Here is a 24961-nt window from a genome sequence, read left to right as displayed (position 1 = left end):
CCCGCGGGCCCACACAATGACCCCGTGACCACCACGCGCCCCGCCGCCCCCGGTGTCGCCGACGTCGCCGTCATCGGCGGCACCGGCTTCTACTCCTTCCTCACCGATCCCACCGAGCACGTGGTCCGGACGCCGTACGGCGACCCGTCGGCCGCGATCTCGGTCGGCACCGTCGCCGGGCGCCGGGTGGCCTTCGTGCCGCGGCACGGGCCAGGTCACGAGCACCCGCCGCACGGCATCAACTACCGGGCCAACGCCTGGGCACTGCGATCGCTGGGCGTGCGGCAGGTGCTGGCGCCCTGCGCCGTGGGCGGTCTGCGCGACAGCGTCGCCCCCGGCGACCTCGTGGTGCCCGACCAGCTGGTCGACCGCACGCACCGGCGCATCGGGTCGTTCGTGGAGAGCGGTGCCGTGCACCTGCCCTTCGCGGACCCGTACTGCCCCCGGGTGACGGAGGCGCTGGCCGGGGCCGACCCGGACGTGAGGGTCGGCGGCACCATGGTCGTCGTCGAGGGACCGCGGTTCTCCACCCGCGCGGAGTCGAGGTCCTACGCCGCGTCGGGCTGGGACCTCATCAACATGACGGGTGCTCCGGAGGCCCAGCTGGCCCGCGAGCTGGGCCAGTGCTACGCCCCCCTCGCGCTGGTGACCGACATGGACGCCGGCGCAGAGTCCGGCGGCGGCGTCGGGCAGGAGGAGGTCTTCGCCCTCTTCCGGGCCAACCTGGAGCGGCTGACCGGGCTGCTGGAGCGCGCCGTGGCCGCCCTTCCCGACCCGGACGGGTGCACGTGCGACTCGTGGCGTGAGGGGATCGACCTGACCTACGAGGTGCCCACGCCGTGAGGGTCCTGCTGACCGGGTCCGCCGGCTTCATCGGCACGGCCATCGGCGCCGAGCTCGAGCGCTCGGGCCACGAGGTGGTGCGGGTCGACCTGATGCTCGACAGCGCGCACGGCGCGTCCACGCCTCCCGACGGCACCCACCACCTCGACGTCCGCGACTCGGCGCGCGCCCCCGAGTGGGCGGCCCTGCTCACCGGGGTCGACGCGGTCTGCCACCAGGCCGCCCTGGTCGGGGCGGGCGTCCGGGTCGGGGACCTGCCCGACTACGCCTCCCACAACGACCTCGGCACTGCGGCCCTGCTCGCCGGCATGCACGACGCCGGCGTGGACCGGCTCGTGCTCGCCTCCTCGATGGTGGTGTACGGCGAGGGCCGCTACGCCTGCCCCGAGCACGGACCCCAGGCCCCCGGTCCGCGCCCCGTCGCCACCCTCGAGGCGGGCGACTTCGAGCACCGCTGCCCGCAGTGCGACCGTGACCTCGGGTGGGAGACGGTCGACGAGGGTGCCCGCCTCGACCCGCGCAGCAGCTATGCCGCGAGCAAGCTCGCCCAGGAGCACTACGCCTCCGCGTGGGTGCGCCAGGCCGGTGCCGCGGCGGTGGCCCTGCGCTACCACAACGTCTACGGCCCGGGGATGCCCCGCGACACCCCCTACTCCGGGGTGGCCGCCATGTTCCGCTCGTCCCTCGAGCGGGGCGAGCGGCCGCGGGTCTTCGAGGACGGCGGCCAGATGCGCGACTTCGTGCACGTGGCCGACGTCGCGCGGGCCAACGTCGCGGCCCTCGAGGCCGTGACCGCGGCCGCCGACGGCGACTACGCGGCGTACAACGTGTGCTCGGGACGTCCGATCAGCATCCTCGACGTCGCCCGCCGGGTGGCGGCCGGCACCGGTCGCGACGTGGAGCCGGAGGTGACCGGAGGCTTCCGGGCCGGGGACGTGCGCCACGTGGTCGCCTCGCCGGAGCGGGCACGCGCCGGGCTCGGCTTCACGGCCGGGATCGGCCCGGACGAGGGGTTGGCGGCGTTCGCCACGGCACCGCTGCGGGCCTGACCCGCCGGGTGACCAGATCGTGTCGAGCTCACCAGGTCGTGTAGAGCAGGTGCTGCACGACGAGCGCGGTGAGCACCTGCACGACCAGCCCGGCCCGCCGCCACCGCGCGGGCAGCAGGGCGAGCGACAGCGTCAGCCACGGCACGAACGGCAGCCAGATCCGCTCCACCTCGGCCTTGGACATCCGGGAGAGGTCGGCGACCACCACGGTGGTCGCGGCGGCCGCGACCAGCCAGCAGATCGCCCGCACGCCGGCCGGGTCCACGACCAGCAGCCGGCGCCGTCCCGAGCGGAGGCCCCCCAGCCCGGCCCCCAGCATCGGTCCGGCGCAGACGAGCAGCGCACCGAGGTTGCCCCACAGCCAGTACGACGCCGGGCGGTCCGCCGCCAGCCCCTCCCAGTAGCGCTCGACCAGCACCGGGTAGGCCTCCCACCAGGAGAAGCCACCCGCCGCGAGGAGCAGCACCGGCACCAGGGCGGCGAGCCCGGCCACCGGCAACGACCACCACGACCGGGCCACGAGCAGGACGGCGAGGGCCAGCAGGCCGAGCAGCGGCAGCCCGTAGGAGCACATCACCGCCCAGCCCAGCAGCAGACCGGCCAGCACCGCCCAGCCGACCATCGCGCGACCACGTCCCGCCCGTGCGGCCAGCGCGAGGGCGGCGAGGCCCCAGGCGGCGAGGGCCGCGAAGACGGCGTCGGTCGAGACGGCGAGGAACACGGCGGCCGGGGTGAGGACCAGGAAGGGCGCCGCCCGCCGGGCGAGGTCGGCGGCACCGAGGGCGCGACAGGCCACCAGCACCGCGACGGGCACGGACGCCGCGACGACGGTCACCGCGAGGCCGGCGGCGAGGTCGCCTCCGAGGCCGACCCGCACCAGCGCCACGAACATCAGCAGCGCACCGGGCGGGTGGCCGGCGACGTGGATCGGCCAGTTGTCGGGGTGGTCCAGGGGGATCCGGTCGACGTACGTCGTGAGCAGGGCGCCCACGTCGTCGACGCCCCGGGCGGTGACGAGGTACTCGGTGTCGTTGGCCATCACCCGCGTGAGCCCGTCGGTGCCGTCCACGAGGGCGAGGGACAGCAGCCACGCGAGGCCACCGGCGTACGACGCCGCCAGCAGCCACCGCCAGGACAGGCGTCGGGCCCACCGCTCGGCCCGCAGCACGGCGACGAGCGCGACGAGCACCGCCGGCACCGTGCCGGGACCGACCTTCGGCTGCCAGAAGCCGTGGGTCGGCGGTACGCCGAACATGTCGCTGCGCGCCCGGACGTCCCACCCGAGCACCTGCGGCAGCGCGAAGGACAGCACCAGCAACGCGCCCGCGACGACCAGTCCCGCCCGCGCGCCGCGCGCGTCCCACCCTGCCGCCGGCTCACCCACCGACTCACCCCGGGACAGGACACGGTCACCCGGGGCGGCGGTCATGCGCCCACCCTAGGCATCCGGACGCCGGCCACCGGTCCGGCGAGGGTGCACGTCACGGGTTCGTAAGGTCGCCGGACGCCCGCGGAGGCCCTCCGCTGACTACGTTCGGCAGGTGCCCATCTGCGATCTCGTGCTCCCGTGCCGCGACGAGGGACCCGCCCTGCGCGGGCTCCTTCCCCGGGTGCCGGACGCCTTCTCGGTCATCGTGGTCGACAACGGCTCCCGCGACGACACCGCCCGGGTGGCCGGCGAGCTCGGGGCGCGGGTCGTGCCGGAGTCGACCCCCGGGTACGGCGCCGCCGTGCACGCCGGGCTGGAGGCCGCGACCGCCGACTACGTCGCCTTCATGGACGGCGACGGCTCGTTCGACCCCGACGAGCTGCTGCCCCTCCTCGACGACGTCCGGCGCGGCCGGGCCGACCTCGCCGTGGGGCGTCGTCGACCGGTCTCCAGGGGCGTGTGGCCGTGGCACGCACGGGCCGGCAACGCCCTCATCGCGACCTGGCTGCGCCACCGGATCCGGATGGACGCCCACGACATCGCGCCGATGCGGGTGTGCCGCCGCCAGGACCTGCTCGACCTCGGGCTGCGCGACCGCCGGTTCGGCTACCCGGTCGAGCTGCTGCAGGCGGTCACGCTGGCCGGCTGGCGGATCAGCGAGCACGACGTGGCCTACCACCCCCGCGCGGCCGGGACCCGTTCCAAGGTGTCGGGCTCCCTCGTGGGGACGGCCCGCACCGCACGCGACTTCTACCGGGTGCTGCGATGAAGGTGCTGGTCGTCGCCAAGGCGCCGGTGCCCGGGCAGGTCAAGACCCGCCTCGGCGCCGACATCGGCCACGACCGGGCCGCCGCCGTCGCCGCGGCCTCCCTCCTCGACACCCTGTCCGCCTGCGACGCGAGTGGGGCCGAGCGGCACCTGAGCCTCGCGGGCGACCTCCGCGACGCCGTGGACGGTCCGCGGATCGCGGCCGCCCTGGCCGGCTGGACGGTCACGCCGCAGCAGGGCGACGGGTTCGCCGAGCGGCTGGCGGGCGCCCACCACGACGCGGGTCCCGGCCTGGTGGTGCAGATCGGCATGGACACCCCGCACGTCACTGCGGGCGCGCTGCGGGCCGCCGCGGACGCGATGAGCTCGCACGACGCCGTGCTCGGACCCGCGCTCGACGGAGGCTGGTGGGTCCTGGCCCGTCGCGACCCGGAGGCGACCCGGGCGCTGGCCGCCGTGGCGATGTCGACCCCGTCCACGCTGGTCGACACCCAGCGGGCGCTCGAGCAGGCGGGGTGCCGCGTGGGACGGACCTCGATCGTGCGCGACGTCGACACGGTGGCCGACGCCGACGCCGTCGCCACCCTGGCGCCCGGCACCCGGTTCGCCGCCGCCTGGCGCGAGGTCCGGGCGCGCCGGACGACGGGGAGTCCGCGATGAGCACCGACATGTCGTTCACGCACGTCTTCGCGAGCGCGCTGCGGGGGGCGCCCACCACCGTGGTGTGGCTCGACCAGGAGCCCACCGCGCTGCCGGTCGACGTCTGGAGCCGGTCGGCCGACCACCTGGACCATCAGCTCGTCGCCCTGTGCGACGGGCCGACCATCGACATCGGCTGCGGCCCCGGCCGACTGACCGAGGCGCTGACGGCCGCCGGGCACCTGGCCCTGGGCATCGACGTGGTCGAGGCCGCCGTCGAGATGACCCGCGAGCGCGGGGTGCCCGCCCTGTGCCGCGACGTCTTCGACGAGGTGCCGGACGAGGGTCGCTGGCAGACCGCCCTCCTCGCCGACGGCAACATCGGCATCGGGGGCGACCCGGTCGTCCTGCTCCGCCGCGTCCGCAGCGTGCTCGACCCGCGCGGCTCGATCGTCGCCGAGGTGGCGGGTCCCGGCGTGCCGTCGGCACAGGGCTGGGCCTCGCTCGAGGGCTCCGTCCACCGCAGCCGCCCCTTCCGCTGGGCCGTCGTCGGGCTCGACGACCTGCCGTCCGTCGCCGCCGAGGCGGGCCTCGCCGTCCGGAGCGCCCACGCACTCGGGGACCGCTGGGCGGTCGTGCTCACCCGGGAGGGGCGATGAGGGTCCCGGCGCCGGAGGACTTCACCTCACGCCTGCGCAGCCCGGCCGTCGCGGCACGGGTGGGGGTCTGGCTCGGCCTCACCTTCGGGCTCTGCTTCGTGACCGGGCTCATCAGCCACTACGCCCAGCTGCCGAGCCGGCCGATCCCCTTCCCGACCAGCCCGAGCTGGGGCTACCGGCTCACCCAGGGCGTGCACGTGACGGCCGGGGTGGCCGCGATCCCGCTGCTCCTGGTCAAGCTGTGGTCGGTCGTGCCCAACCTGTTCGAGGGCCTGCCCCGCCGCTCGCCGCGACGGCTGCTGCTCACCGGCCTCGAGCGCGGCTCGATCGCCGTCCTCGTCAGCGCCTCGGTCTTCCAGCTCGCCACCGGCCTGGCCAACGCCGCCCAGTGGTACCCGTGGACGAGCTTCTCCTTCCGCACCGTCCACTACGCCCTGGCCTGGGTGGCCATCGGTGCGCTCCTGGTGCACATCGCGGTGAAGCTGCCGGTGATCCGCGACGTGCTCACCTCCGACATCGAGGCCACCGACCACGACCGGGCCACGGCGGTCCGGCCGGGTGCGGTGTCCCGCCGGGCCCTCGTGCGGACGGCGCTGGCCGCCTCCGGGGTGGCGGTGCTGGCGACCGCGGGGAGCACCGTCCCGTGGCTGCGCCGGCTGTCGGTGCTCGCCGTCCGGTCCGGGGACGGGCCACAGGGCATCCCGGTCAACAAGTCAGCGGCGGCCGCCGGCGTGGAGACCACGGCGACCGACGCGGCGTACGCCCTGCGGGTCGTCGTGGACGGCCGGGAGGCCGCGGCGCTGGGGCTCGCCGACCTGCGGGCGCTGCCCCAGCACTCGCACGACCTGCCCATCGCCTGCGTGGAGGGCTGGAGCGCCTCCGGCACCTGGAGCGGGGTCCGGGTCCGTGACGTGCTCGCGGCGGCCGGCGTGGTGACCGGCACCGAGGTCACCGTGGTCTCCCTCCAGGAGCGGGGTCCCTACCGGCGCACGATCCTGCCCGCGAACTTCGCCCGCGACGACCGCACGCTGCTGGCCCTCTACCTCGCCGGGGAACCGCTCGACCTCGACCACGGCTACCCGTGCCGGGTCATCGCGCCCAACCGTCCCGGCGTCCTCCAGACCAAGTGGGTCGCCGCACTGGAGGTGACGACATGAGGACCCGTGGTCTGCTCGCCGGCCTCGGGGTCCTCCTCGGCCTGTACGGCGCGTGGCTGCTCGTGTCGCGCCAGGACCCCGGGCAGCTGCTGGAGGCGGGACTGTGGCTGGCGGGCGGCGTGCTCGCCCACGACGTGGTGCTGACCGCGCTGCTGGTCGCCCTCGGGCTGGCCGGGAGCCGCCTGCTCACCCCTGCGTGGCGGGCGCCCGCGACCGTCGCGCTCGTCGTGTGGGGCACCCTGACAGTGGTCGCCGTCCCCGTCCTGGGTCGCTTCGGYGCCCGCCCGGACAACGCCACCCTCCTCGACCGGCCCTACCTCYTGTCGTGGTCGCTGCTGACCGTCCTGGCCGTGGCGACGGTGGTCGTGGCGGGACTGGTCCGGTCGCGACGGCCCACGCCCGCACCGGACCGGGGATGATCGTCCCCATGGCGCACGTGCTGGTGGTCGACGACGACGAGACGGTCCGCGAGGTGGTGGTCGACTACCTGCGCGCCGCCGGGCACCGGGTGAGCGAGGCGGCCGACGGAGCCGGCGCGCTCGACGCCGTGCACCGCGACCGGGCCGACCTCGTCGTGCTGGACGTGATGATGCCGGGCATCGACGGCCTCGAGGTGTGCCGCCGGCTGCGCCGGGCCTCCGACGTGCCGGTCGTCCTGCTCACCGCGCTGGGCAGCGAGCAGGACCGGGTCGTCGGGCTCGAGATCGGCGCCGACGACTACGTCACCAAGCCGTTCAGCCCCCGCGAGCTGGTGCTGCGCGTGGAGTCGATCCTGCGCCGGACCGCCGGGGGCCTCGACACCGACGTGCCCGCCGTGATCGTCGACGGGAACCTGGTCGTCGACCGGGCGCGCCGGGAGGTCAGGCTCGACGGCTCGCCGCGTGCCCTCACGGTGCGCGAGTTCGACCTGCTGGCGCACTTCGTGGCACGTCCGGGCACGGTGTTCTCCCGCGACGACCTGCTCCAGCAGGTCTGGGGCTGGTCCTTCGGCGACCAGTCGACGGTCACCGTGCACGTGCGTCGGCTCCGGGAGAAGATCGAGACCGAGCCGACCACCCCCACGCGCCTCCTCACCGTCTGGGGGGTGGGCTACCGCTGGGAGCCGGCACCCTCCCAGGACACGTCGTCCGGGGAGGGTGCATGAGCGACACGGCGGAGATCTGGTTCATCTCGGCCCTGTCCGGGCTCGGGGTCGGTGCGCTCGGGCTGGCGGCCGGGTGGCTGCTGCGTCACCGCACGCTGCGCTGGCAGCTGGCGCTGGTCGCCGTCGTCACCGTGCTGACGGTGATCGTGGGCATCCGGGCGGTCGCACAGCGGATGCTCCTGTCCCGCCACGACCTGGCCGTGACGACCATCGTCACGACAGCCGCCGGCCTGGTGTCGATGGTCGTGGCGCTCGTCCTCGCGGCCGCGCTGGTGCGCTGGTCGCGGACCCTGCGCGACGACRTACGCCGCGTGGGCGACGGGGACGCGGTGGTCGCGGGCCGCCGTGGTCCCGCGGAGTTCCGGGAGCTGGCCACCGAGCTGACCGCCGCCCACGAGAAGCTCGCCGAGTCACGCGACCGCGAGCGCCGGCTCGAGGACTCGCGCCGCGAGCTGGTGTCGTGGGTGTCGCACGACCTGCGCACCCCGCTCGCGGGCATCCGGGTGATGACCGAGGCACTCGAGGACGGCATCGCCACCGATCCCCCGCGCTACCACCGGCAGATCCGCGGCGAGGTGGAGCGGATGGTCCGCATGGTCGACGACCTCTTCGAGCTCTCCCGCATCCACGCCGGCGTGCTGAACCTCGTCCCCGAGGAGGTGCTGGTCGGGGACCTGGTGAGCGAGGCGATCGCCGCCGCCGACCCGGTCGCCCGGGCCCGGCAGGTGCGGCTGGGTGGCGAGGTCGACCGCGGCCTGCTCGTGGCGGCCGACCCGGCCGGCCTGTCGCGGGTGCTCGGCAACCTCATCGCCAACGGCATCCGCCACACCCCCGCCGACGGCTCGGTCCACGTGGCCGCGCGCGCTGTCCCGGGTGCGGTGGAGCTCACCGTCACCGACGGCTGCGGGGGCATCCCGGACGACGCCCGGGGCCGGGTCTTCGACGTCGCCTACCGCGGCACCCAGGCCCGGACCCCCGACGCCCCGGACGAGATCGACGTGCACACCGCCCGCGCGGGACTCGGGCTGGCCATCGTCAAGGGCATCGTGGAGGCCCACGACGGAGCCGTGGCGGTCGAGAACGTCGCTGGACCGGCCCCCGGGTGCCGGTTCCTGGTCCGCCTCCCGGCGGGGTGACCCCCGCCGCTCAGTCGTCCTCGGCGGGCTCGCGTCCGCGCGTGGTGAGCAGCAGCAGGACCGTGCCCAGGACGGCGGCCACGAGCGAGGCCACCAGGATGCCGACCTTGGCCTCGCCGGTCAGCAGGTCCGAGCCGGGGAACGAGAGCCCGGCGATGAAGATCGAGACCGTGAAGCCGATGCCGGCGACCGCGCCGAGGCCCAGCACCATCGACCACGTGGTGTCGTCGGGGAGCCGGCCCAGCCCCAGCCGGACGGCGATGAAGCAGGCCAGCAGGATGCCGACCGGCTTGCCGACGACCAGGCCCACGCCGATGCCGAGCCCGACCGCCGACGTCAGCGCGTCGCCGAGCGCCCCGTCACCGAGCGCCACGCCCGCGTTGGCCAGCGCGAAGACCGGCAGCACGACGTACGACGACAGCGGGTGCAGCTTGGTCTGCAACCTCTCGACCACCGGCACCGACTCCCCGAGCAGGAAGTGCAGCCGGCTCAGCTCGTCCGGGTCGAGCTGCCGGTCCTCCAGGGCCTTCTGGGCATAGCCGCGGGCCACGTCCTCCTTGAGCAGGGCGGTGGCCGGGGTGATCAGGCCGATCGCGACGCCGGCCAGGGTCGCGTGCACACCCGACTCGAACACCGCGAACCACACGAGGAAGCCGAGCACGACGTAGACCCACACCGACCAGACCCGCAGGACCCGCAGCGCCACCATGGCGCCGAGCAGCAGGAGCGCGAGGGCGAGCCACTCCAGGTGCAGCTGCTCGGTGTAGAAGACGGCGATCACGATGATCGCGCCGATGTCGTCGACGATCGCCAGGGTCAGCAGGAAGAGTCGCGCCGCCGACGGGATGCGTGTGCCGAGCAGGCCCAGGACGCCCACCGCGAAGGCGATGTCCGTGGCCATCGGGATGCCCCAGCCGGCACTGCCGTCACCGCCGCCGGCGATGAGGAGGTAGAGCCCGGCCGGCACGAGCATGCCGCCGATGGCGGCGACGATGGGCAGCGCGGCGGTCTTGGGGTCGCGCAGGTCGCCGCTGACGATCTCGTACTTGATCTCCAGCCCGACGACGAAGAAGAAGACGACCATCAGGGCGTCGTTGACCCAGTGCTGCAGCGACTCCTCGAGGTGGAACCCCCCGATGTCGATGCTGATCGCCGTGTGCCAGAACTCGTCGTACGACGAGGCCCACGGGCTGTTGGCCCAGATCAGCGCCGTAGCAGCTGCGAGGAGCAGCAGGATCGAGCCGGCGGCCTCGATGCGGAGGAACTCGCGCACCGGGCGCGCGACCAGGCGGGCGAGCGGCTTGTTGCTGGCCAGGTAGGACGGACCGGTGGTCCACACCTCGTCCTCGGAGACGTCACGGTGGCCTTGGGGTTCGATCGGCATGCGGCACGCGGCCTTTCGCAGGGTCGCTGTCGGGACACTCCACGCCCTGATGGACGTGGGCCGACCAGACTTCCCGGCACACCAGCGACCACTGTATCGGGCGCGGGGTCGGCTCGACGCCTCGCACCGCGGGCCTTGTGTAGGGTCAGGACGTCAGACCAGCGTCGTACTTCTGCGAAGGACTCCACATGGCCACCACCCCGGTCAAGGACACCGATCCCACGATCGGCGGCCTCGTCATCGACGCCAGCCGCGACATCTCCACGCTCATCTCCAAGGAGATCCAGCTGGCGAAGTCCGAGCTCAAGGTCAGCGTCAAGCACGGCGGCACCGGCATCGGCCTCTTCGCCGGGGCGGCCTTCATCGGCGTCCTGGCGATCATCATGCTGTCGGTCGCGATCGCCTACTTCATCCACATGACCGGCCTCGACCTGGCCTGGTGCTTCCTGATCGTCTTCGGCGTCTACCTGCTGGTGGCCGCGCTCCTGGGCTACATCGGGCTCCGTCAGGTCAAGCAGGTCAAGGCCCCGGAGCGGGCGATCAACCAGGGCAGGGAGATCCCGGCCGCGCTGCGCGGACGTGCCGACCCCCAGCCCTCAACCGGTGCAGGCCCCGGTGCCGACGGCCTCGTCGCGGGTGACACCCAGCGCCGCTGACTCGGCCACCTGGTCGGCCGTCAGCGCGTAGCCGGTGTCGGTGTCCGTCACGGACGCGGCGAAGACCAGGCCCGCCACGTCGCCACCCGACGACAGGATCGGACCGCCGGAGTTGCCGGCGCGCACCGAGCCGCGCAGCGAGAACACCTGGCGGATGACGGCACCGTCACCGTAGATGTCGGGCGAGCGCAGCCGCTGCTCGGAGCGGATCCGGCCGACCTCGACGTCGTAGGGACCGTCCTGCGGGTAGCCCACGATGGCCACGCCGTCCTCGGGCGCGGCGTCGCGGTCGAAGTCCAGGTGGGGCAGGTCGCCGTCGTCCAGGGCCAGCACGGCCACGTCGATGCGCGGGTCGTAGTGGACGACCGTGGCGACGACGCTCGTGCCGTCGCCGAGCTCCACCTCCGGCTGTCGCACGCCGGCGACGACGTGGGCGTTGGTCATCAGTCTGCCCTCGGAGTAGAGGAAGCCACTGCCCTCGAGGCCGCTGCCGCACGCGTTGGTGCCCCGCACCTTGAGCACGCTGCTCTGCGCGTCGACCACGTCGGGGTCGGTGAGCAGGCGGGACGGCCCGGCCTTGACCTCCACGATCCGCTCGGGCGCGAAGGGCTCGAGGTAGCGCGGGAAGAACGTCGCCCCCACCACGTTGTTGAACGCCTGGAGCACCCCGTTGGCCTCACCGGGCAGCAGCGAGTCGACCTCGGCGAGCACGGCCGAGTCCCGCACCGTGGGGGTGATGYCACCGATCCGCGAGCCCGAGACCGCGACTCCGAGGGCCCACGCGACGATCAGCACCGCCACCGCGCTGAGTGCGGCCCCGCCGATGGCGTCGACCGCGCGGATCGGCTGCCAGCGGATGTGCGCCCGGATCCGCGCGCCGACGTACTGGAGCACCGCCTGGCCCACGGAGGCGGAGAGGATGACGATGAACAGCGCACCCAGCGACACCCACACCGAGGGCTCGGCGTCGCCGAGGGCGATGGGCGCCAGCCACACGCCGAACAGGCCGCCGCACAGGAGCCCCGCGGTCGCGAACGCCCCGGTGACGAAGCCTTGCCAGTAGCCGGACAGGGCGTAGATGCCCACCAGTGCGACGAGGCACCAGTCGAGGATGTTCACGTGCTCACTCCCCGAGTCTGGTGTGGGGCCTGAGGTCCTGGCCCGGTGTGGGACCAGATTGCAGCATGTACGTCGGCAGGTCACGCACCCGCTCCGCGTCCCAGGGCGTCGTCCAGCCCAGGAAGTCGAAGAGCCGGGCGATGATCCCGGCGGTGAAGCCCCACAGGATGACGTCGCGCTCCGCTCCGATCAGGAAGCCGGGCCCCATCCAGCCGTTCGGGTGCCGCACGCTGATGCGGTGCTCGGGGTCGAGGAGCTCGCTGATCGGCACGTGGTGGATCTCGTGGACCTCGTCGGGACTCGCGATGCCGACCTCGCCCCTCTCCCGCCACCAGCCGAGCACGGGGGTCACGGCGAAGTTGCTCGGCGGGAGCCACAGCTCGGGCAGCTCGCCGAACACCTCGATCGAGGTCGGGTCGAGGGCGATCTCCTCCTCGGCCTCACGGAGCGCCGCCTCGACGGCCGTCTCGCCCGGGTCGATGGTGCCTCCGGGGAACGACACCTGCCCCGGGTGGGAGCGCATGTGGTGGGCCCGCTCGGTGAGGAGGATCTCCCCCTCGCCGTCGGCGTCGGTGTCGGCGAAGAGCATCAGCACCGCGCCCCGCCGGGGGTCGCCGTCCGCGGGCGGCGCGAAGCGGGTGAGCTCGTGGACGCTGATCTGCGTGCACGCCTCGACGACGGGCCGCAGCCAGGCGGGCAGGCCGTCGACCGGGCCGCCGACCGGGCTCACAGGGTCACCCCGAGGTGGTCCTCTGCGAGGGCGACGATCTCCTCGACCGAGTCGACCTGGCCGGCCTTGAGGTGGGTGACCGTCCCGTCCTCGTCCACCAGGGCCCAGAAGGGCAGGCCACGCAGGTTGGGGAACGCGCCCTGCCCGTTGACGGCGCCGTCGGGGTCGGCCACCAGCGGGTAGGTCACTCCGGAGGCGGCGACCAGGTCGGCCGCCTTGTCCGTCTGCGCGTCCTGGTAGTCGATGCCGAGCACCGCGACCTTGTCGCCGTAGCGCTGGTGGAACTCCTCGAGCAGCGGCATCTCCTCGCGGCAAGGCCCGCACCAGCTGGCCCACAGGTTGACCAGCACGGGGCCACGGAGCTGGGAGAGGTCGACCGGGTCGCCGCCGTCGAAGCCGGCCAGCGTCACGTCGGGCATCGTCGTGGGACGCTCGGGGGCGTCGGTCGAGCAGGAGGCGAGCACGAGCGTCATGAGCACCGCCAGCGCGACGGAGGCAGTGCGGATCACGCGGGCCCCTGGGTCTTGACCAGCTTCTCCGCCTCGGCGGCGTCGATCGGGCCGGTGCCGTAGGACKGGCAGAGCCGGGCGAGCGGGCAGGCGCCGCACGCGGGCTTCTTGGCGTGGCAGCGACGCCGGCCGTGCCAGATGACGTGGTGGGACAGCATCGTCCAGTCGCTCTTGGCGAAGAGCGCCCCGACGGCGTGCTCGACCTTGACCGGGTCGGTCTCCTCGGTCCACCCGAAGCGCCGCACGAGCCGGCCGAAGTGGGTGTCGACGGTGATCCCGGGGACGCCGAAGGCGTTGCCGAGCACGACGTTGGCCGTCTTGCGACCCACTCCTGGCAGCGTGACCAGGTCCTCGAGGCGGGCCGGGACCTGCGCGTCGTAGCGCTCCACGAGGGCCTGGCTGAGCTTGAGCAGTGCGTCGGTCTTGGCCCGGAAGAAGCCGAGCGGGCCGACGATCTGCTCGAGGTGCTCGCGCGGGGCGGCGGCCATCGCGGTGGCATCGGGGTAGGCGGCGAAGAGCGTGGGCCGCACGGCGTTGACCCGGCGGTCGGTCGTCTGCGCGCTCAGCACCGTGACGACGAGGAGCTCGAAGGGAGTGTCGAAGTCGAGCTCGCAGCGGGCGTCGGGATAGGTCTCGGCCAGCACCCGGTCGACCTTGCGAGCACGCCGCACCAGGGCCGTGTCGGGCCGGGGAACGGGGGTGGCGGTCGAGGATCGGGCTGGCACGCGGACAGCCTACGACCCACCTCCGACAGCGCTCCGGGGCTGGGATCGCCCGCACCCCCGGCCATTCCCTCCCCCCTGGAGGTGGCGTCGTTGTCACCTGTGATGCAGACCACGGCTAGGATCAGGCAGCAATCACCAGGGCGGCCCTCGGGCGGCCGTAACCACGGGAGGGACCTTCGTGGACAACGACGTACTTCGTCAGGCACCGCTGTTCAGCGCGCTCGACGACGAGGCGGCGACCGCGCTGCGCGGCTCGATGGCCGAGACCAAGCTCCGCCGTGGCGACGTGCTCTTCCACGAGGGTGACTCGGGCGACAAGCTCTACGTCGTGCTCGACGGCAAGGTGAAGCTCGGCCGCTCGTCCTCCGACGGCCGTGAGAACCTCCTCGCGATCATGGGTCCCGGCCAGATGTTCGGCGAGCTCTCCCTCTTCGACCCGGGCCCGCGCTCGGCCACCGTCACCGCGGTCACCGACGCGACGTTCGCCTCGCTGTCCCACGAGGACCTGCTGCGCTGGCTCGACGGTCGTCCGATCGTCGCCCGCGGCCTGCTCTCGCAGCTCGCCGCCCGCCTGCGCAAGTCCAACGACGTCGTCGCCGACCTCGTGTTCTCCGACGTCCCCGGCCGGGTCGCCAAGGCCCTGCTGGACCTCGCGGACCGCTTCGGTCGCACCGCCGACGACGGCGTCCACGTGCACCACGACCTCACGCAGGAGGAGCTCGCCCAGCTGGTCGGCGCCTCCCGCGAGACGGTCAACAAGGCCCTGGCCGACTTCGCCTCGCGCGGCTGGCTGCGGCTCGAGCCGCGCTCGGTCGTCATCATGGACGTCGAGCGCCTCTCGCGCCGGGCGCGTTGATCGTCGCCGGCGCGTCGTCCCACTCATCGTCATGAGCCTGGCCCCCGAGGAGTTCGCTCCTGCGGGGGTCTTCCTCAACTCGGCCACGCTCGGCCTCGCCCCCCGCCGCAGCGTCGAGGCGATGCGCGACTTCGAGGCCGCCCGGGCCGCCGGTGAGGTCGACGCCGTCTCGGTCGATGCGTACGTCGAGCGGGGCCGGGCCGCGTTCGCCTCCCTGATCGGTCGTTCCCCCGACGACGTGGCCACCGGCAGCCAGACCTCCCAGTTCGTCGGACTGGTCGCGGCCTCCCTCCCCGCCGGCGCGGTGGTGCTCGCCGCCGAGGAGGACTTCACCTCGGTGCTCTTCCCGTTCCTGCGCACGCCGGGGCTCGACGTGCGTCTCGTGCCGCTGGACGGCCTGCTCGACGCGGTCACCGACGAGGTCGACCTGGTCGCCGTCTCCGCGGTGCAGTCCGCCGACGGCCGGGTCCTCGACCTCACCGGCCTGGCCGAGGTCGCCGGCCGGCACGGCGCCCGCACCCTGGTCGACGTCACCCAGGCGGCGGGCTGGCTCCCGCTGGAGCGGCTGCGCGCCGACTACGTGGTGGGGGCCGGCTACAAGTGGCTGCTGGGCCCGCGGGGCACCTGCTTCTTCTCCGTCGGTCCCGGGCTGCGCGACGGCCTCCCGGCCCTGGCCGCCGGCTGGTACGCCGGGGGCTCGCGGTGGGACTCGATCTACGGCCCGCCGCTGCGGTTGGCGCAGGACGCGCGTCGCTTCGACCTCTCGCCGGCCTGGGGCTGCTGGGTCGGTCACGCCCCCGCCCTGGACCTGCTTCTCGAGGTCGGGATCCACCGCATCCACGCGCACGACGTGGCGCTGGCCAACCGCCTGCGCAACGGCCTCGGGCTGCCCTCCGGGGACTCGGCCGTCGTCTCGGTGCCGTGCCCGCCCGACGTGCCCGAGCGGCTGGCGGTCGCCGGCATCCGGGCCGCGGTGCGCGCCGGCCGGCTGCGGCTGTCGTTCCACCTCTACAACTCCACCTCGGACGTCGACGCGGTGCTGCGCGCCCTCGCCTGAGCGCCGCCGGGAGAAATCTCGGTGCGGTGACCCCCGCGGGGCGGGTCGCGTGCGTCGTACTGCATGAAGGGGGTGGCCATGAGGGGCAGCAACGACCGGGACCGTGTCGCGTTCGACGAGTTCGTCGCCGCGCGCAGCGGCGCGCTGCTGCGATCCGCGTGGCTACTCACCGGCGACCACCACCTCGCGGAGGACCTCGTGCAGCACGCACTCATGCAGGTCGCACGGCACTGGGAGCGCATCTCGACCTCGCCGGAGGCCTACGCCCGCCGCACGATGCACCACCAGCACATCTCGCTGTGGCGCAAGCGCCGCTTCACCGAGACGTCGTGGGGCTCGCACGACGCCGCGCAACCGGCCACCGACCCCGACCTCCGGCTCTCCGTCACCGAGGCGCTGGCGCGGCTGACGCCGAAGCAGCGGGCCGTGCTGGTGCTGCGGTTCTTCGAGGACCTCACCGAGGCCCAGTCCGCCGCCGTCCTCGGGGTGTCGGTCGGGACCGTGAAGTCCTCCACCCGCCAGGCGCTGTCCCGGCTGCGGGTCCTCGCGCCCGACTTGGCCGACCTGGTGGGGGTGGAGTCGTGAACCGTCTCGAGTCGGTCCTCGAGGAGCTCGCGCACGACGCGCCCCGACCCACGCCGCACCCGGAGCTGTGGGACCGCGGGCGGCGGCTGCGTCGGCGCGACCGGGTCGTCCGCGGCGGGCTCGTGCTGGTGATGGTGCTGCTCGTCGGCGGACTGGCCTCGTTCGTCACCGCGCGGCCGGCCCTCGTCGCGCCGGCCGGGGACGTCGCCCCGGACGGGGCGATCCCGAGCCGGATCGAGGACCCCGGGTCCGACCTGGAGCCGGAGACCGACCTCGCGACCGGAGGGGCCTCGGTCGCGTTCGTCTCGACGTCCGGCACGGCCGTGGTGATCGGCGCCACCGACGGGCGCTACCACGCGCTGGACCTGCCGGGCTTCTCCGCGGACGACCCCGGCGTGGTGGCGCTGTCGCCCGACGGCTACCACCTCGCGTGGAGCACGCAGGAGCGCGTCGACTCCGTCGACCTCCGGACCGGCGAGGTGGTCGGTCTGGTCCCGCACGGGGGCCACGGAGCCGACGTGACCGAGCTGGCGTGGACCTACGACTCCGCGCGGATCACCTACCAGGGGACGTTCGACGGTCAGGCGGTGGCCGGAAGCATCGAGCCCACCGGCCCGTCGGAGGTCGAGATCCCGGTCGAGCGCACCCTCGCGACCGGCCTGAGCTCCCCCACCAGAGGCATCGTCGCCCTGCCCACCGGGTCCGACCGGACGTTCGCACGGTTCGAGAGGGTCGCGCGTCCCRCCGAGCAGGCACAGAAGGACCTGCGCTCGGACGAAGGAGTGCCGCTGCGTCGCCAGCTGCCGCCGGACCTCTACCCCGGCGGCGCGAGCACCCGGCCCCTGGGCTGGGCGACGGGCAGCCTGGTCGTGGCCCAGGCAGACGGACCGTCGGGGAGCTACGTCGAGGGGCAGCACCTGGTGCTGTTCACCTCGCCGGACCGCCCGGAGTCGGAGTGGACCTTCCGGATCCTCGTGCGCGACCTCCCCGACGCGACGCCGGTCAGCATCGCCGTCGACCTGGTCCCCGACCTCGACGGCACGTCGTCGCAGCAGCTGACCCACGACTTCGCGTCGCACGACGCGGGCCTGCCCGCCGGTGTCCGGTGGGGCGGGACCGCGCTCGCCGCCCTGGGCGTCCTGCTGGCGGCGTACCTGCTCCGGCGCCGTGAGCAACGCCGCCCTGGCCGCCTGACCGCCTGACTGGCGGCGTGAGGACTTACGACGCCCGAGCGCCTGGCGCCTCAGCGCGGCGTGCGGCCGGACCAGGCGGCCAGCCGGTCGTGGACGGGCGCGTCGTCGGCGAGCTCCACAGGGGGCCCGAAGGCACTCCCGCGGTTCTCGGGCGTCAGGCCCTGGCTCATCGCGGCGAGCGCCCGCTCGGCCACCACGGGATCCAGGGCACGGCCCGGGTCGATCGCCTGCGAGAGGTCCCAGGCGTGCACGGCGAGCTCGGCGGTGGTGAAGTCCACGCCGCCCCTCGCGTCCTCGGGCTGGGACTGCCAGTGCGCCATCAGGTCCGCCGCATCGGCCCGGAACTGTGTCGCCCAGCGGTCCTCGGGGACGTCGGACGGCGTGCCGAAGTCGACCGACTCCCCCTGCGCCGACCGCAGGAAGCGCCCCGGTGAGGACGCCAGGTGACCACCGAGCTCCCGGACGGTCCACCCCTCGCACGGCGTGGGCCGGTCGAGGTCGTCCGGCTGCACACCGGCCAGCAGCTCGCCGGCCTGGTCGAGGGCCGCGGACAGGGTCGTGACGTCGTCGTCGCTCATGCTCGCCACGCTAGGACGAGTCCCGCCGGGAGTCGAGGGCCTCAGCGCTCGAGGTGGGCCAGCTGCGCCCGCACCGAGAGCTCGGCGGCGCCCCACAGGACAGGGTCGACGTCGGCGTACACGATCTCGACGACCTGCCGCGGCAGCGAGACGGCGTCGGCGACCCCTCCCGAGCGCAGCAGGGCGACCGCGTCGCGGACCTGCCCGAGCCGCTCGCGGCGGTGCGCGACGTAGAAGTCGAGCGCTCCCAGGGCGTCGGAGATGACCGGCCCGTGGCCGGGCCACACCGTCGTGATGCCCTGCTCCGAGCACAGCGCGCGCAGCCGGTCGAGCGAGTCGAGGTAGGCGCCGAGCTCCCCGTCGGGGTGCGCGACGACGGTGGTGCCGCGCCCGAGCACGGTGTCCCCGGTGAGGACCGCCGACTCCGAGGGCACCACGAAGGACAGCGAGTCGGCCGTGTGGCCCGGAGTGGCCACGACGTGCACCTCGAGGTCGCCGACGGTGACCACGTCACCGTGGCCCAGCCCCTCGGACCCGAGACGGTACGCCGGGTCGAGCGCGCGCACGCCGCACCCGTGCCTCTCGGCGAACGTCCGGGCGGCCTCGGAGTGGTCGGCGTGGTGGTGGGTGAGCAGGACGCCGACGACGTCCTGCCCGACGGCGGAGACGAGGTCGAGGTGCGCCTCGATCTCCGGGCCGGGGTCGACCACGAGCGAGCGCCCGCCCGACGAGAGCACCCAGGTGTTGGTGCCGTCCAGCGTCATGATGTCGGCGTTGGGCGCCAGGACGCAGGTGGCCGACGCGCCGAACGAGCCCCCGGTCCAGCTCATCGCCGGGCCATCAGCGGCCGGTACCGCTCCGGCATCGAGAGCACGAAGTCGTCCCCCGACGAGACGACCTGCGGCGTGAACATGTTCACGGTCAGCCCGTCGGCGGCGGCCAGCACGTCAGCGGGGGTCGCGTGCTGCGCCACGTCGAGGCAGGTCAGGTAGGTCGGGGGGAGCATCAGGATCTCGCGTGACTCGACCGCCTCGGCGGCCGCGATGGCCGGCGTCCAGTGCACCGACGACGACTCGGTCGAGACGTCGCGGGTCACCTGGCCCTCGGGCAGCACGGCGACGAAGAACCACGTCTCGTAGCGACGGGGCTCGAAGACCGGGGTCAGCCAGCCCGCCCAGGCGCCGAGCAGGTCGGTGCGCAGGACGAGCCCGCGACGCACGAGGAAGTCGGTCATCGACAGCTCGCGCGTCTCGAGGGCGACCCGGTCGGCCTCCCAGTCGTCACCGGTCGTGTCCGAGACGACCGAGTCGTCCGACGGGCCGGCGAGGAGCACGCCGGACTCCTCGAAGGTCTCCCGCACCGCCGCGCACACCAGCGCCCGGGCCAGCGACTCGTCGCAGGACAGGCGCCGTGCCCACTCCTCGGGCGACGGTCCCGCCCAGGCCACGCTCGCGTCGTGGTCCCGCGGGTCGACACCGCCGCCGGGGAAGACGCACATCCCCCCGGCGAAGGCCATCGAGGTCTGCCGCCGCAGCAGGTAGACCTCGGGACCGGCGACGTCGTCGCGCCCGCCCTCGCGCAGCAGCACCACCGTCGCCGCGTGACGGGGCTCGGCGGGGACGGCCTCACCGGTCTCGAAGGCGCGCGCCTGGTCCACGAGCGCCTGGGGCAGCGGGAGTCGCTCCAAGGTCAGGACTTGATCTCGACGATGAGCTCCACCTCGACGGGCACGTCGAGCGGGAGGACGGGTACGCCGACCGCGGAGCGGGCGTGCTTGCCCGCCTCTCCGAACACCTCGCCGAGCAGCTCGGAGGCACCGTTGGCCACCTTGGGCTGCCCGGTGAAGTCCGGCGTCGAGGCGACGAAGACGACGGCCTTGACGATCCGGACGACGTCGTCGAGCGAGCCGATCTCCGCCTTGACCGCGGCGAGCGCGTTGAGCGCGCACTGCCGGGCGCACTCGTAGCCCTCCTCCTCGGTGACCTCGCCGCCGACCTTGCCGACGGCGATCATCTCCCCGTCGCGGGCGGGCAGCTGGCCGGCGGTGAACACGAGGTTCCCCGTGCGCGCGGTCGGCTGGTAGGCCGCCACCGGCGGCACCACCTCGGGGACGGTGATGCCCAGCTCCGCGAGCCGCGCCTCCGCGCCCATCAGGCGGCCTTGGGACGCTTGAGGAAGGCGACCAGCCCACCCTGCGCGTTGGTGTGGATGGCCACCAGCTCCCAGCCGTCCTGGCCGAAGTTGTTGAGCATGAGGGCTTCGTTGTGGAGCGGGATCGGCGCCACCTGGTACTCCCAGTTCGTCATGCCCGGCACCCTACTCGGGGGCCCACCAGCCTCAGCGCACCAGCGGCAGCAGCTGGTCGCCGACCCGGACGATCTCGTCGCGGTACGGCGTGTCGGACAGGATGAAGTGGGTGACGCCGAGGTCCTGGTACCTCCGCAGCGCCTTGGCCACGTCCCCCGCCGACCCGACCAGCCACGTGGTCCCGGCCCCGCCGCCGCCGTAGCGTCCCGGAGCGGTGTAGAGGCACTCGTCCAGCACGTCGCCGCGCTCGGCCAGGTCGAGCAGCCGCTGCTGGCCCACCGCGCCGCTGCGACGCTGGTCGACCGGGGTGACCCCGACCCCGTCCGCCATCTGCGCCACCTTGGCCTCGGCGTCGGCCCAGGCCTCGTCGGTGGTGTCGCGGACCAGCGTGGTGATCCGCAGCCCGAACTCCAGCGGCGCGTGCTCGCGACCCACCTTTTCGGTGAGGTCGCGCAGGTGCGCGATCCGCTCGGCGACGCCCTCCAGCGGCTCGCCCCAGAACAGCTGCACGTCGGCCTCGGCCGCCGCGACGCGCTGCGCCGCCTCCGACGCCCCACCGAAGTAGAGCCGCGGGTGGCGCCGGTCGCCGCGCACCACCGGCCGGGTGGCCACGGTCGACCCGGTCACCGAGAAGTGGTCGCCCGCGAAGGTCACGTCCTCCTCCGTCCACAGCCGGCGGACGAGCTGCATGAACTCCCGGGTCCGCGCGTAGCGCTGCGCCTGGTCGCCCTCGGTGTCGCCGTACGCCGCCAGCGAGTCCTGCCCGGAGACGATGTTGACCAGCAGCCGACCGCCGGACAGCTGGTCGAGGGTGCTCGCCGCGGAGGCGAAGTTGGCCGGACGCCAGTAGCCCGGCCGGATCGCCACCAGCGGCTGGAAGCTCGTCGTGCGGGCCGCGAGCGCGGTGCCGACGGTGAAGGTGTCGGGCCTCCCCCAGCCGGTACCGAGCAGTGCGCCGCCCCACCCGTGGTCCTCCACCAGCGTCGCCAGCTCGACGAGCCGGTCGAGACTGTTGTGGCCCTCGCCCGCGTCGTCCCCCCGGTGGCCGGGCTCGACCTGGTTGGGGATGTACCAGAGGAACTCCTGCGTCATGGCTCGCCCTTCGTTCGATATGTCTAGTTGTTCACTAGACTAACCCCACGAATGGCGAGAGTCGGTCAGGCGGCCGGCGCCCGCGGGTCCCGGCCCGCCCACAGGTAGTAGACGAGCGCCGGCACCACGAGCCCGACGAGCCAGGAGATGTCGGCCCCACCGAGGGCGTCGGTCACCGGACCGGTGTAGAGCGCCTGCGCGAGGAAGGGCACCTGGACCAGCACCCCGAGGGCGTACGTCGTCAGCGCGATGCCGTTCCACGCGCCGTACCGGCCGCGGGGGTCGTAGAGGGCGGGCAGGTCGACCCGCTCGCGCGAGACCAGGTAGTAGTCGGTGGGGTTGATGGCGGACCACGGCGTGAAGACCATGAGCAGGAGCAGGACGAAGTTCTTGAAGTTGTCGAGGAAGTCCGCGCTGGCCCAGATCGCGATCCCCATCGAGGCGGCCAGCATGGCCAGCACGAACGCCGCACGAGCGTTGCGCCCCATCGTCCGGCGGCCCGTCACGGCCGTGACGATCGTGGCGGCGCACATGAAGCTGCCGTAGGCGTTGAGGCAGGTGACGGTCAGCTTGCCGACGACGATCAGCGCGTAGACCAGACCGGCCACGACCGCCGTGGAGGCGAGCCCACCGAGCCAGCCGACCTGGTTGGTCAGGAAGGCGTCGCCGGCCACGGCGGCCACGACCGCTCCGAAGGTCATCGACAGCTGCGAGCCGATCACGCTGCCGGCGTAGGTCCACCGGAAGACCGCGCGCTGCGAGGTCTCGACCGGCAGGTAGCGCGAGTAGTCCGCGACGTACGGGCCGTAGGTGAGCTGCCAGCCGGCAGCCAGCGAGACGGCGAGCAGGAAGGTGACCACGTCGAACTGCGGGTCGACCAGGGCGGCCGAGACGTCGTGGCGCCGGACGAGCTCGAAGGCGAGGTAGGCCAGGCCGAGCACTCCCAGGACGCTGGCGAATCTCCCCACCGCGTGGATCCACCGGTAGCCGACGATCGCGATCACGGCCACGACCGCCACGAAGCAGACGATCCCCACCCACGGGGCGTCGACGCCCAGCAGCTCGTTGATCGCCTGGCCCGCGAGCACCGTGCCGGTGGCGGTGAACCCGAGGTACATCACGATCACCAGGAGCAGCGGCACGATCGCGCCGTAGACCCCGAACTGGGCCCGGCTCGAGATCATCTGCGGCAGTCCCAGGCGCGGACCCTGGGCGGAGTGCAGCGCCATCACCACCCCGCCGAGCAGGTTGCCGACGAGCAGGCCCACGATCGCCCACAGCGCGTCGGCGCCGAAGACCACCGCGAGGGCACCGTCGACGATCGCGGTGATCTGGAGGTTCGCCCCCATCCACAGGGTGAACTGGCTGAACGGCGTCCCGTGGCGCTCCTCGGGCGGGATGACGTCGATGGTCCGGCGCTCGACGCGCGAGGACTCCGGCGCCACCGCCGGGGTGGTGGCCGTGCTCGGGCTGGTGTTCATGGGGGCCTCCTGTCAGGGCGTGTGCCCCATCACAGCCCCGGCCGGCCGGCGCGCAACACCCCTCACCGCCGGCCACCATCTCGTATCCGAGACAGCGGGTCAGCCCACAAGGAGGCGGAGCGTCTCCTCCCGGGCCGGCGACGTGGAGGCCGGCGTACCGGCGAACGCGCTGGTCACCGGGTGCACCATCACCTCGTCGACCCCGAACTCGGTGGCCAGCTCCTCGACGCGGCGGCGGGCCGCAGCCGGCTCGTCGACGACCCAGCGCTCCAGCATGGCCTCGACCATGCCTCGATGTGCCTCGGGCACCGGCGTGGTCTCGGCCTCCTCCACGAGTCGCTGGGCGCTCAGCGGGGCACCTGTGCGCAGCGCCACCATCTGCTGCGCCTGCGGCAGCGCCAGCCGGCGCGCCTCCTCGGCGGTCTCGGCCACGGCGGCGTTGACGGTGAGGAGGGTGCGCGGCTCCGGGTGCTGCTCGGAGGGCTGGTACGACGACCGGTACAGCTCGATGGCCTCGGCCGTGCCCTGACCGGCGAAGTGATGGGCGAAGACGTAGGGCAGCCCCCGCGACGCGGCCAGCCGGGCCGAGTAGTCCGACGACCCGAGCAGCCACACCGTCGGCACCGAGGAGGCCCGCGGGGTGGCGCGCAACGGCTGGCGCCGGCCGCCCACGGTCATCTCGACCCCGTCGGGGTGCATGAGGGTGATGATGTCGTCGACGTACTCCGGGAACCGGGTGACCGCATCGTCGGCGGCGGCCGACGAGCCGCCCCGGAGGACGTAGCGGGTCAACGGGTCGGTCCCCGGCGCCCGGCCGATGCCGAGGTCGATGCGCCCGGGGTAGGCCGCCTCGAGGAGCGCGAACTGCTCGGCGACGACGAGCGGCTCGTGGTTGGGGAGCATCACGCCGCCGGACCCCACCCGGATGCGCTCGGTGGCCGCGGCGAGCATCGCGATGAGCACCGGCGGGTTGGTGGCCGCCACGGCCGGCATGTTGTGGTGCTCGGCCACCCAGTAGCGGGTGTAGCCGGCGGCGTCGGCGGTGCGGGCCAGCGACCGCGAGGCGGCGAGCGCGTCGCCGGTCCCCTGGTCGCTGCGGACGGGCACGAGGTCGAGGACGGAGAGAGCAGGGAAGGTCACCTCAGGGCAACGTCCTCACCACGTCACTATTCCGTCGCCCCGGCGTCGTGCCGGTCACGTCGTGCCGCTCACGCCGGCGTGGTCCCGACTTGATCTCGAGTGCACCTGAGGTCCTAGCGTCTGCGATCGTGACGACAGTGACGGGCACGACGGGCGACAGCACCACGGGGCGGGCGCCGCGAGAGCGGCTGCTGTCCCCGACCTACGCCGCCACGACGATCGGCATGTTCGCGCTCATCGCCTTCGTGGCCTTCGAGGCGATGGCGGTGACGACGGTCATGCCGACCGTGGCACGGGCCCTGGACGGCGAGTCGCTGTACGCGCTCACCTTCGCCGCACCCCTGGCCTGCGGGGTGCTCGGCACCGTCGCGGCGGGCACGTGGAGCGACCGTCGTGGTCCGGCCCTGCCGCTGGTGGTGGCGATGGTGCTCTTCTCCGCAGGCCTCCTGGTCTGCGCGGCGGCGCCCACGATGGAGGTGCTGCTCGCGGGCCGGGTCCTCCAGGGCCTCGGGGGCGGGGCGCTCACCGTCGGCCTCTACGTCCTGGTGGGCATCGTCTTCCCCCCGGCCCTGCGCCCGGCGGTGTTCGCCAGCTTCGCCGCCGCGTGGGTGCTCCCGGCACTGTTCGGCCCCGCGCTCGCCGCCCTCGTGGCCGACGCGCTCGGCTGGCGGTGGGTCTTCGGGGGCGCGGTCCTCCTGSTCGCGGCCGCCGCCCTGCTCATCGCC

General features: G+C 73.8%; 29 protein-coding genes. 15 read left to right on the top strand and 14 right to left on the bottom strand.

What is annotated here, in order from left to right; genetic code table 11:
• Positions 1-24 precede the first annotated feature (24 nt).
• Together AC1DQF_RS08800 and AC1DQF_RS08795 are read left to right on the top strand one after the other, a co-directional pair.
• Positions 25-843: an S-methyl-5'-thioadenosine phosphorylase gene (locus AC1DQF_RS08800; protein ID WP_477524840.1), complete on the top strand. Its 819-nt coding sequence runs from the start codon at positions 25-27 to the stop codon at positions 841-843.
• Entirely contained in the window at positions 840-1892 is a 1053-nt protein-coding gene (locus AC1DQF_RS08795; RefSeq protein ID WP_477524839.1) for an NAD-dependent epimerase/dehydratase family protein, read from the top strand. Before AC1DQF_RS08800 ends, AC1DQF_RS08795 begins: the two co-directional genes overlap by 4 nt.
• A 28-nt stretch (positions 1893-1920) precedes the next feature.
• Here AC1DQF_RS08795 and AC1DQF_RS08790 read toward each other — a convergent pair whose 3' ends face one another.
• Positions 1921-3321, bottom strand: coding sequence for a hypothetical protein (locus AC1DQF_RS08790; RefSeq protein WP_477524838.1), 1401 nt, complete (start codon positions 3319-3321; stop codon positions 1921-1923).
• Between the two features lie 112 nt (positions 3322-3433).
• On the opposite strand from AC1DQF_RS08790, the gene AC1DQF_RS08785 reads away from it, so the two are divergent.
• The 7 genes from AC1DQF_RS08785 to AC1DQF_RS08755 are packed head-to-tail and all read left to right on the top strand — an operon-like array spanning position 3434 to position 8824.
• Positions 3434-4090, top strand: coding sequence for a glycosyltransferase family 2 protein (locus AC1DQF_RS08785; protein ID WP_477524837.1), 657 nt, complete (start codon positions 3434-3436; stop codon positions 4088-4090).
• Positions 4087-4749: a TIGR04282 family arsenosugar biosynthesis glycosyltransferase gene (locus tag AC1DQF_RS08780; protein WP_477524836.1), complete on the top strand. Its 663-nt coding sequence runs from the start codon at positions 4087-4089 to the stop codon at positions 4747-4749. The genes AC1DQF_RS08785 and AC1DQF_RS08780 overlap by 4 nt, the downstream gene beginning before the upstream one ends.
• Positions 4746-5387 (top strand): methyltransferase domain-containing protein, encoded by a 642-nt coding sequence (locus AC1DQF_RS08775; RefSeq protein ID WP_477524835.1) that lies wholly within the window; start codon positions 4746-4748, stop codon positions 5385-5387. The genes AC1DQF_RS08780 and AC1DQF_RS08775 overlap by 4 nt, the downstream gene beginning before the upstream one ends.
• Positions 5384-6544 carry a molybdopterin-dependent oxidoreductase gene (locus AC1DQF_RS08770; protein WP_477524834.1) on the top strand — a complete coding sequence of 387 codons (1161 nt, stop codon included), beginning with the start codon at positions 5384-5386 and terminating at the stop codon, positions 6542-6544. The genes AC1DQF_RS08775 and AC1DQF_RS08770 overlap by 4 nt, the downstream gene beginning before the upstream one ends.
• Complete coding sequence (locus AC1DQF_RS08765) at positions 6541-6963, top strand: hypothetical protein (protein WP_477524833.1); 423 nt, start codon at positions 6541-6543, stop codon at positions 6961-6963. The genes AC1DQF_RS08770 and AC1DQF_RS08765 overlap by 4 nt, the downstream gene beginning before the upstream one ends.
• A gap of 8 nt (positions 6964-6971) precedes the next feature.
• Positions 6972-7688 carry a response regulator transcription factor gene (locus tag AC1DQF_RS08760; RefSeq protein WP_477524832.1) on the top strand — a complete coding sequence of 239 codons (717 nt, stop codon included), beginning with the start codon at positions 6972-6974 and terminating at the stop codon, positions 7686-7688.
• Complete coding sequence (locus tag AC1DQF_RS08755) at positions 7685-8824, top strand: sensor histidine kinase (RefSeq protein WP_477524831.1); 1140 nt, start codon at positions 7685-7687, stop codon at positions 8822-8824. Before AC1DQF_RS08760 ends, AC1DQF_RS08755 begins: the two co-directional genes overlap by 4 nt.
• A 10-nt stretch (positions 8825-8834) precedes the next feature.
• Here AC1DQF_RS08755 and nhaA read toward each other — a convergent pair whose 3' ends face one another.
• On the bottom strand, positions 8835-10208 hold the full coding sequence (gene nhaA, locus AC1DQF_RS08750) for a Na+/H+ antiporter NhaA (RefSeq protein WP_477524830.1): 1374 nt from the start codon (positions 10206-10208) through the stop codon (positions 8835-8837).
• A 188-nt stretch (positions 10209-10396) separates the two neighbouring features.
• On the opposite strand from nhaA, the gene AC1DQF_RS08745 reads away from it, so the two are divergent.
• Complete coding sequence (locus tag AC1DQF_RS08745; RefSeq protein ID WP_477524829.1) at positions 10397-10864, top strand: phage holin family protein; 468 nt, start codon at positions 10397-10399, stop codon at positions 10862-10864.
• Here the strand turns inward: AC1DQF_RS08745 and AC1DQF_RS08740 are convergent.
• From AC1DQF_RS08740 to nth, 4 genes are read right to left on the bottom strand one after another with little or no spacing between them, the layout of a single operon-like run.
• Complete coding sequence (locus tag AC1DQF_RS08740) at positions 10805-11983, bottom strand: MarP family serine protease (RefSeq protein WP_477524828.1); 1179 nt, start codon at positions 11981-11983, stop codon at positions 10805-10807. The two genes, AC1DQF_RS08745 and AC1DQF_RS08740, sit on opposite strands and share 60 nt — an antisense overlap.
• A 4-nt stretch (positions 11984-11987) precedes the next feature.
• Complete coding sequence (locus AC1DQF_RS08735) at positions 11988-12713, bottom strand: NUDIX hydrolase (protein WP_477524827.1); 726 nt, start codon at positions 12711-12713, stop codon at positions 11988-11990.
• The gene (locus AC1DQF_RS08730; protein WP_477524826.1) at positions 12710-13222 is read right to left on the bottom strand and encodes a TlpA family protein disulfide reductase; all 513 of its coding nucleotides are present in this window, start codon (positions 13220-13222) and stop codon (positions 12710-12712) included. Before AC1DQF_RS08730 ends, AC1DQF_RS08735 begins: the two co-directional genes overlap by 4 nt.
• The gene (gene nth, locus AC1DQF_RS08725; protein ID WP_477524825.1) at positions 13219-13947 is read right to left on the bottom strand and encodes an endonuclease III; all 729 of its coding nucleotides are present in this window, start codon (positions 13945-13947) and stop codon (positions 13219-13221) included. The genes AC1DQF_RS08730 and nth overlap by 4 nt, the downstream gene beginning before the upstream one ends.
• 178 nt (positions 13948-14125) lie before the next feature.
• On the opposite strand from nth, the gene AC1DQF_RS08720 reads away from it, so the two are divergent.
• From AC1DQF_RS08720 to AC1DQF_RS08705, 4 genes are all read left to right on the top strand, one after another.
• Positions 14126-14803 carry a Crp/Fnr family transcriptional regulator gene (locus AC1DQF_RS08720; protein WP_056888191.1) on the top strand — a complete coding sequence of 226 codons (678 nt, stop codon included), beginning with the start codon at positions 14126-14128 and terminating at the stop codon, positions 14801-14803.
• Between the two features lie 31 nt (positions 14804-14834).
• Positions 14835-15860, top strand: coding sequence for an aminotransferase class V-fold PLP-dependent enzyme (locus AC1DQF_RS08715; RefSeq protein ID WP_477524824.1), 1026 nt, complete (start codon positions 14835-14837; stop codon positions 15858-15860).
• A 78-nt stretch (positions 15861-15938) separates the two neighbouring features.
• On the top strand, positions 15939-16445 hold the full coding sequence (locus tag AC1DQF_RS08710; protein ID WP_477524823.1) for a SigE family RNA polymerase sigma factor: 507 nt from the start codon (positions 15939-15941) through the stop codon (positions 16443-16445).
• The gene (locus tag AC1DQF_RS08705) at positions 16442-17647 is read left to right on the top strand and encodes a hypothetical protein (protein WP_477524822.1); all 1206 of its coding nucleotides are present in this window, start codon (positions 16442-16444) and stop codon (positions 17645-17647) included. Before AC1DQF_RS08710 ends, AC1DQF_RS08705 begins: the two co-directional genes overlap by 4 nt.
• Positions 17648-17688: 41 nt before the next feature.
• Here AC1DQF_RS08705 and AC1DQF_RS08700 read toward each other — a convergent pair whose 3' ends face one another.
• From AC1DQF_RS08700 to AC1DQF_RS08665, 8 genes are all read right to left on the bottom strand, one after another.
• Positions 17689-18216 carry a TIGR03086 family metal-binding protein gene (locus tag AC1DQF_RS08700; RefSeq protein ID WP_477524821.1) on the bottom strand — a complete coding sequence of 176 codons (528 nt, stop codon included), beginning with the start codon at positions 18214-18216 and terminating at the stop codon, positions 17689-17691.
• A gap of 41 nt (positions 18217-18257) precedes the next feature.
• A complete protein-coding gene (locus AC1DQF_RS08695; RefSeq protein WP_477524820.1) occupies positions 18258-19046 on the bottom strand; it encodes an MBL fold metallo-hydrolase in 789 nt (262 codons plus the stop codon).
• A complete protein-coding gene (locus tag AC1DQF_RS08690; protein ID WP_477524819.1) occupies positions 19043-19903 on the bottom strand; it encodes an NUDIX hydrolase in 861 nt (286 codons plus the stop codon). Before AC1DQF_RS08690 ends, AC1DQF_RS08695 begins: the two co-directional genes overlap by 4 nt.
• 2 nt (positions 19904-19905) lie before the next feature.
• Entirely contained in the window at positions 19906-20367 is a 462-nt protein-coding gene (locus AC1DQF_RS08685) for a RidA family protein (protein ID WP_477524818.1), read from the bottom strand.
• Complete coding sequence (locus tag AC1DQF_RS08680) at positions 20367-20522, bottom strand: DUF4177 domain-containing protein (RefSeq protein WP_457206122.1); 156 nt, start codon at positions 20520-20522, stop codon at positions 20367-20369. The genes AC1DQF_RS08685 and AC1DQF_RS08680 overlap by 1 nt, the downstream gene beginning before the upstream one ends.
• A gap of 31 nt (positions 20523-20553) precedes the next feature.
• Positions 20554-21615 (bottom strand): LLM class flavin-dependent oxidoreductase, encoded by a 1062-nt coding sequence (locus tag AC1DQF_RS08675; protein WP_477524817.1) that lies wholly within the window; start codon positions 21613-21615, stop codon positions 20554-20556.
• Positions 21616-21680: 65 nt separating this feature from the next.
• Positions 21681-23096, bottom strand: a complete 1416-nt coding sequence (locus tag AC1DQF_RS08670) for a purine-cytosine permease family protein (RefSeq protein ID WP_477524816.1) — start codon at positions 23094-23096, stop codon at positions 21681-21683.
• Positions 23097-23195: 99 nt separating this feature from the next.
• The gene (locus AC1DQF_RS08665) at positions 23196-24236 is read right to left on the bottom strand and encodes an LLM class flavin-dependent oxidoreductase (protein WP_477524815.1); all 1041 of its coding nucleotides are present in this window, start codon (positions 24234-24236) and stop codon (positions 23196-23198) included.
• A 128-nt stretch (positions 24237-24364) separates the two neighbouring features.
• On the opposite strand from AC1DQF_RS08665, the gene AC1DQF_RS08660 reads away from it, so the two are divergent.
• On the top strand, positions 24365-24961 hold a 597-nt coding region (locus tag AC1DQF_RS08660), incomplete at its 3' end, for an MFS transporter (RefSeq protein WP_477524814.1).

It is taken from the genome of Nocardioides sp. P4_G4, from assembly GCF_056401085.1.
The sequence above is the reverse complement of the archived record's forward strand: the minus strand, read 5'-3'. Positions and strand labels throughout refer to the sequence as shown.

Bases quoted from the DNA above. Each gene is read 5' to 3' on its own strand.
- AC1DQF_RS08790 (WP_477524838.1), bottom strand. From the start codon at position 3,321: ATGACCGCCGCCCCGGGTGACCGTGTCCTGTCCCGGGGTGAGTCGGTG.
- AC1DQF_RS08780 (WP_477524836.1), top strand. From the start codon at position 4,087: ATGAAGGTGCTGGTCGTCGCCAAGGCGCCGGTGCCCGGGCAGGTCAAG.
- AC1DQF_RS08775 (WP_477524835.1), top strand. From the start codon at position 4,746: ATGAGCACCGACATGTCGTTCACGCACGTCTTCGCGAGCGCGCTGCGG.
- AC1DQF_RS08770 (WP_477524834.1), top strand. From the start codon at position 5,384: ATGAGGGTCCCGGCGCCGGAGGACTTCACCTCACGCCTGCGCAGCCCG.
- AC1DQF_RS08760 (WP_477524832.1), top strand. From the start codon at position 6,972: ATGGCGCACGTGCTGGTGGTCGACGACGACGAGACGGTCCGCGAGGTG.
- nhaA (WP_477524830.1), bottom strand. From the start codon at position 10,208: ATGCCGATCGAACCCCAAGGCCACCGTGACGTCTCCGAGGACGAGGTG.
- AC1DQF_RS08745 (WP_477524829.1), top strand. From the start codon at position 10,397: ATGGCCACCACCCCGGTCAAGGACACCGATCCCACGATCGGCGGCCTC.
- AC1DQF_RS08715 (WP_477524824.1), top strand. From the start codon at position 14,835: ATGAGCCTGGCCCCCGAGGAGTTCGCTCCTGCGGGGGTCTTCCTCAAC.
- AC1DQF_RS08710 (WP_477524823.1), top strand. From the start codon at position 15,939: ATGAGGGGCAGCAACGACCGGGACCGTGTCGCGTTCGACGAGTTCGTC.
- AC1DQF_RS08700 (WP_477524821.1), bottom strand. From the start codon at position 18,216: ATGAGCGACGACGACGTCACGACCCTGTCCGCGGCCCTCGACCAGGCC.
- AC1DQF_RS08695 (WP_477524820.1), bottom strand. From the start codon at position 19,046: ATGAGCTGGACCGGGGGCTCGTTCGGCGCGTCGGCCACCTGCGTCCTG.
- AC1DQF_RS08685 (WP_477524818.1), bottom strand. From the start codon at position 20,367: ATGGGCGCGGAGGCGCGGCTCGCGGAGCTGGGCATCACCGTCCCCGAG.
- AC1DQF_RS08680 (WP_457206122.1), bottom strand. From the start codon at position 20,522: ATGACGAACTGGGAGTACCAGGTGGCGCCGATCCCGCTCCACAACGAA.
- AC1DQF_RS08675 (WP_477524817.1), bottom strand. From the start codon at position 21,615: ATGACGCAGGAGTTCCTCTGGTACATCCCCAACCAGGTCGAGCCCGGC.
- AC1DQF_RS08670 (WP_477524816.1), bottom strand. From the start codon at position 23,096: ATGAACACCAGCCCGAGCACGGCCACCACCCCGGCGGTGGCGCCGGAG.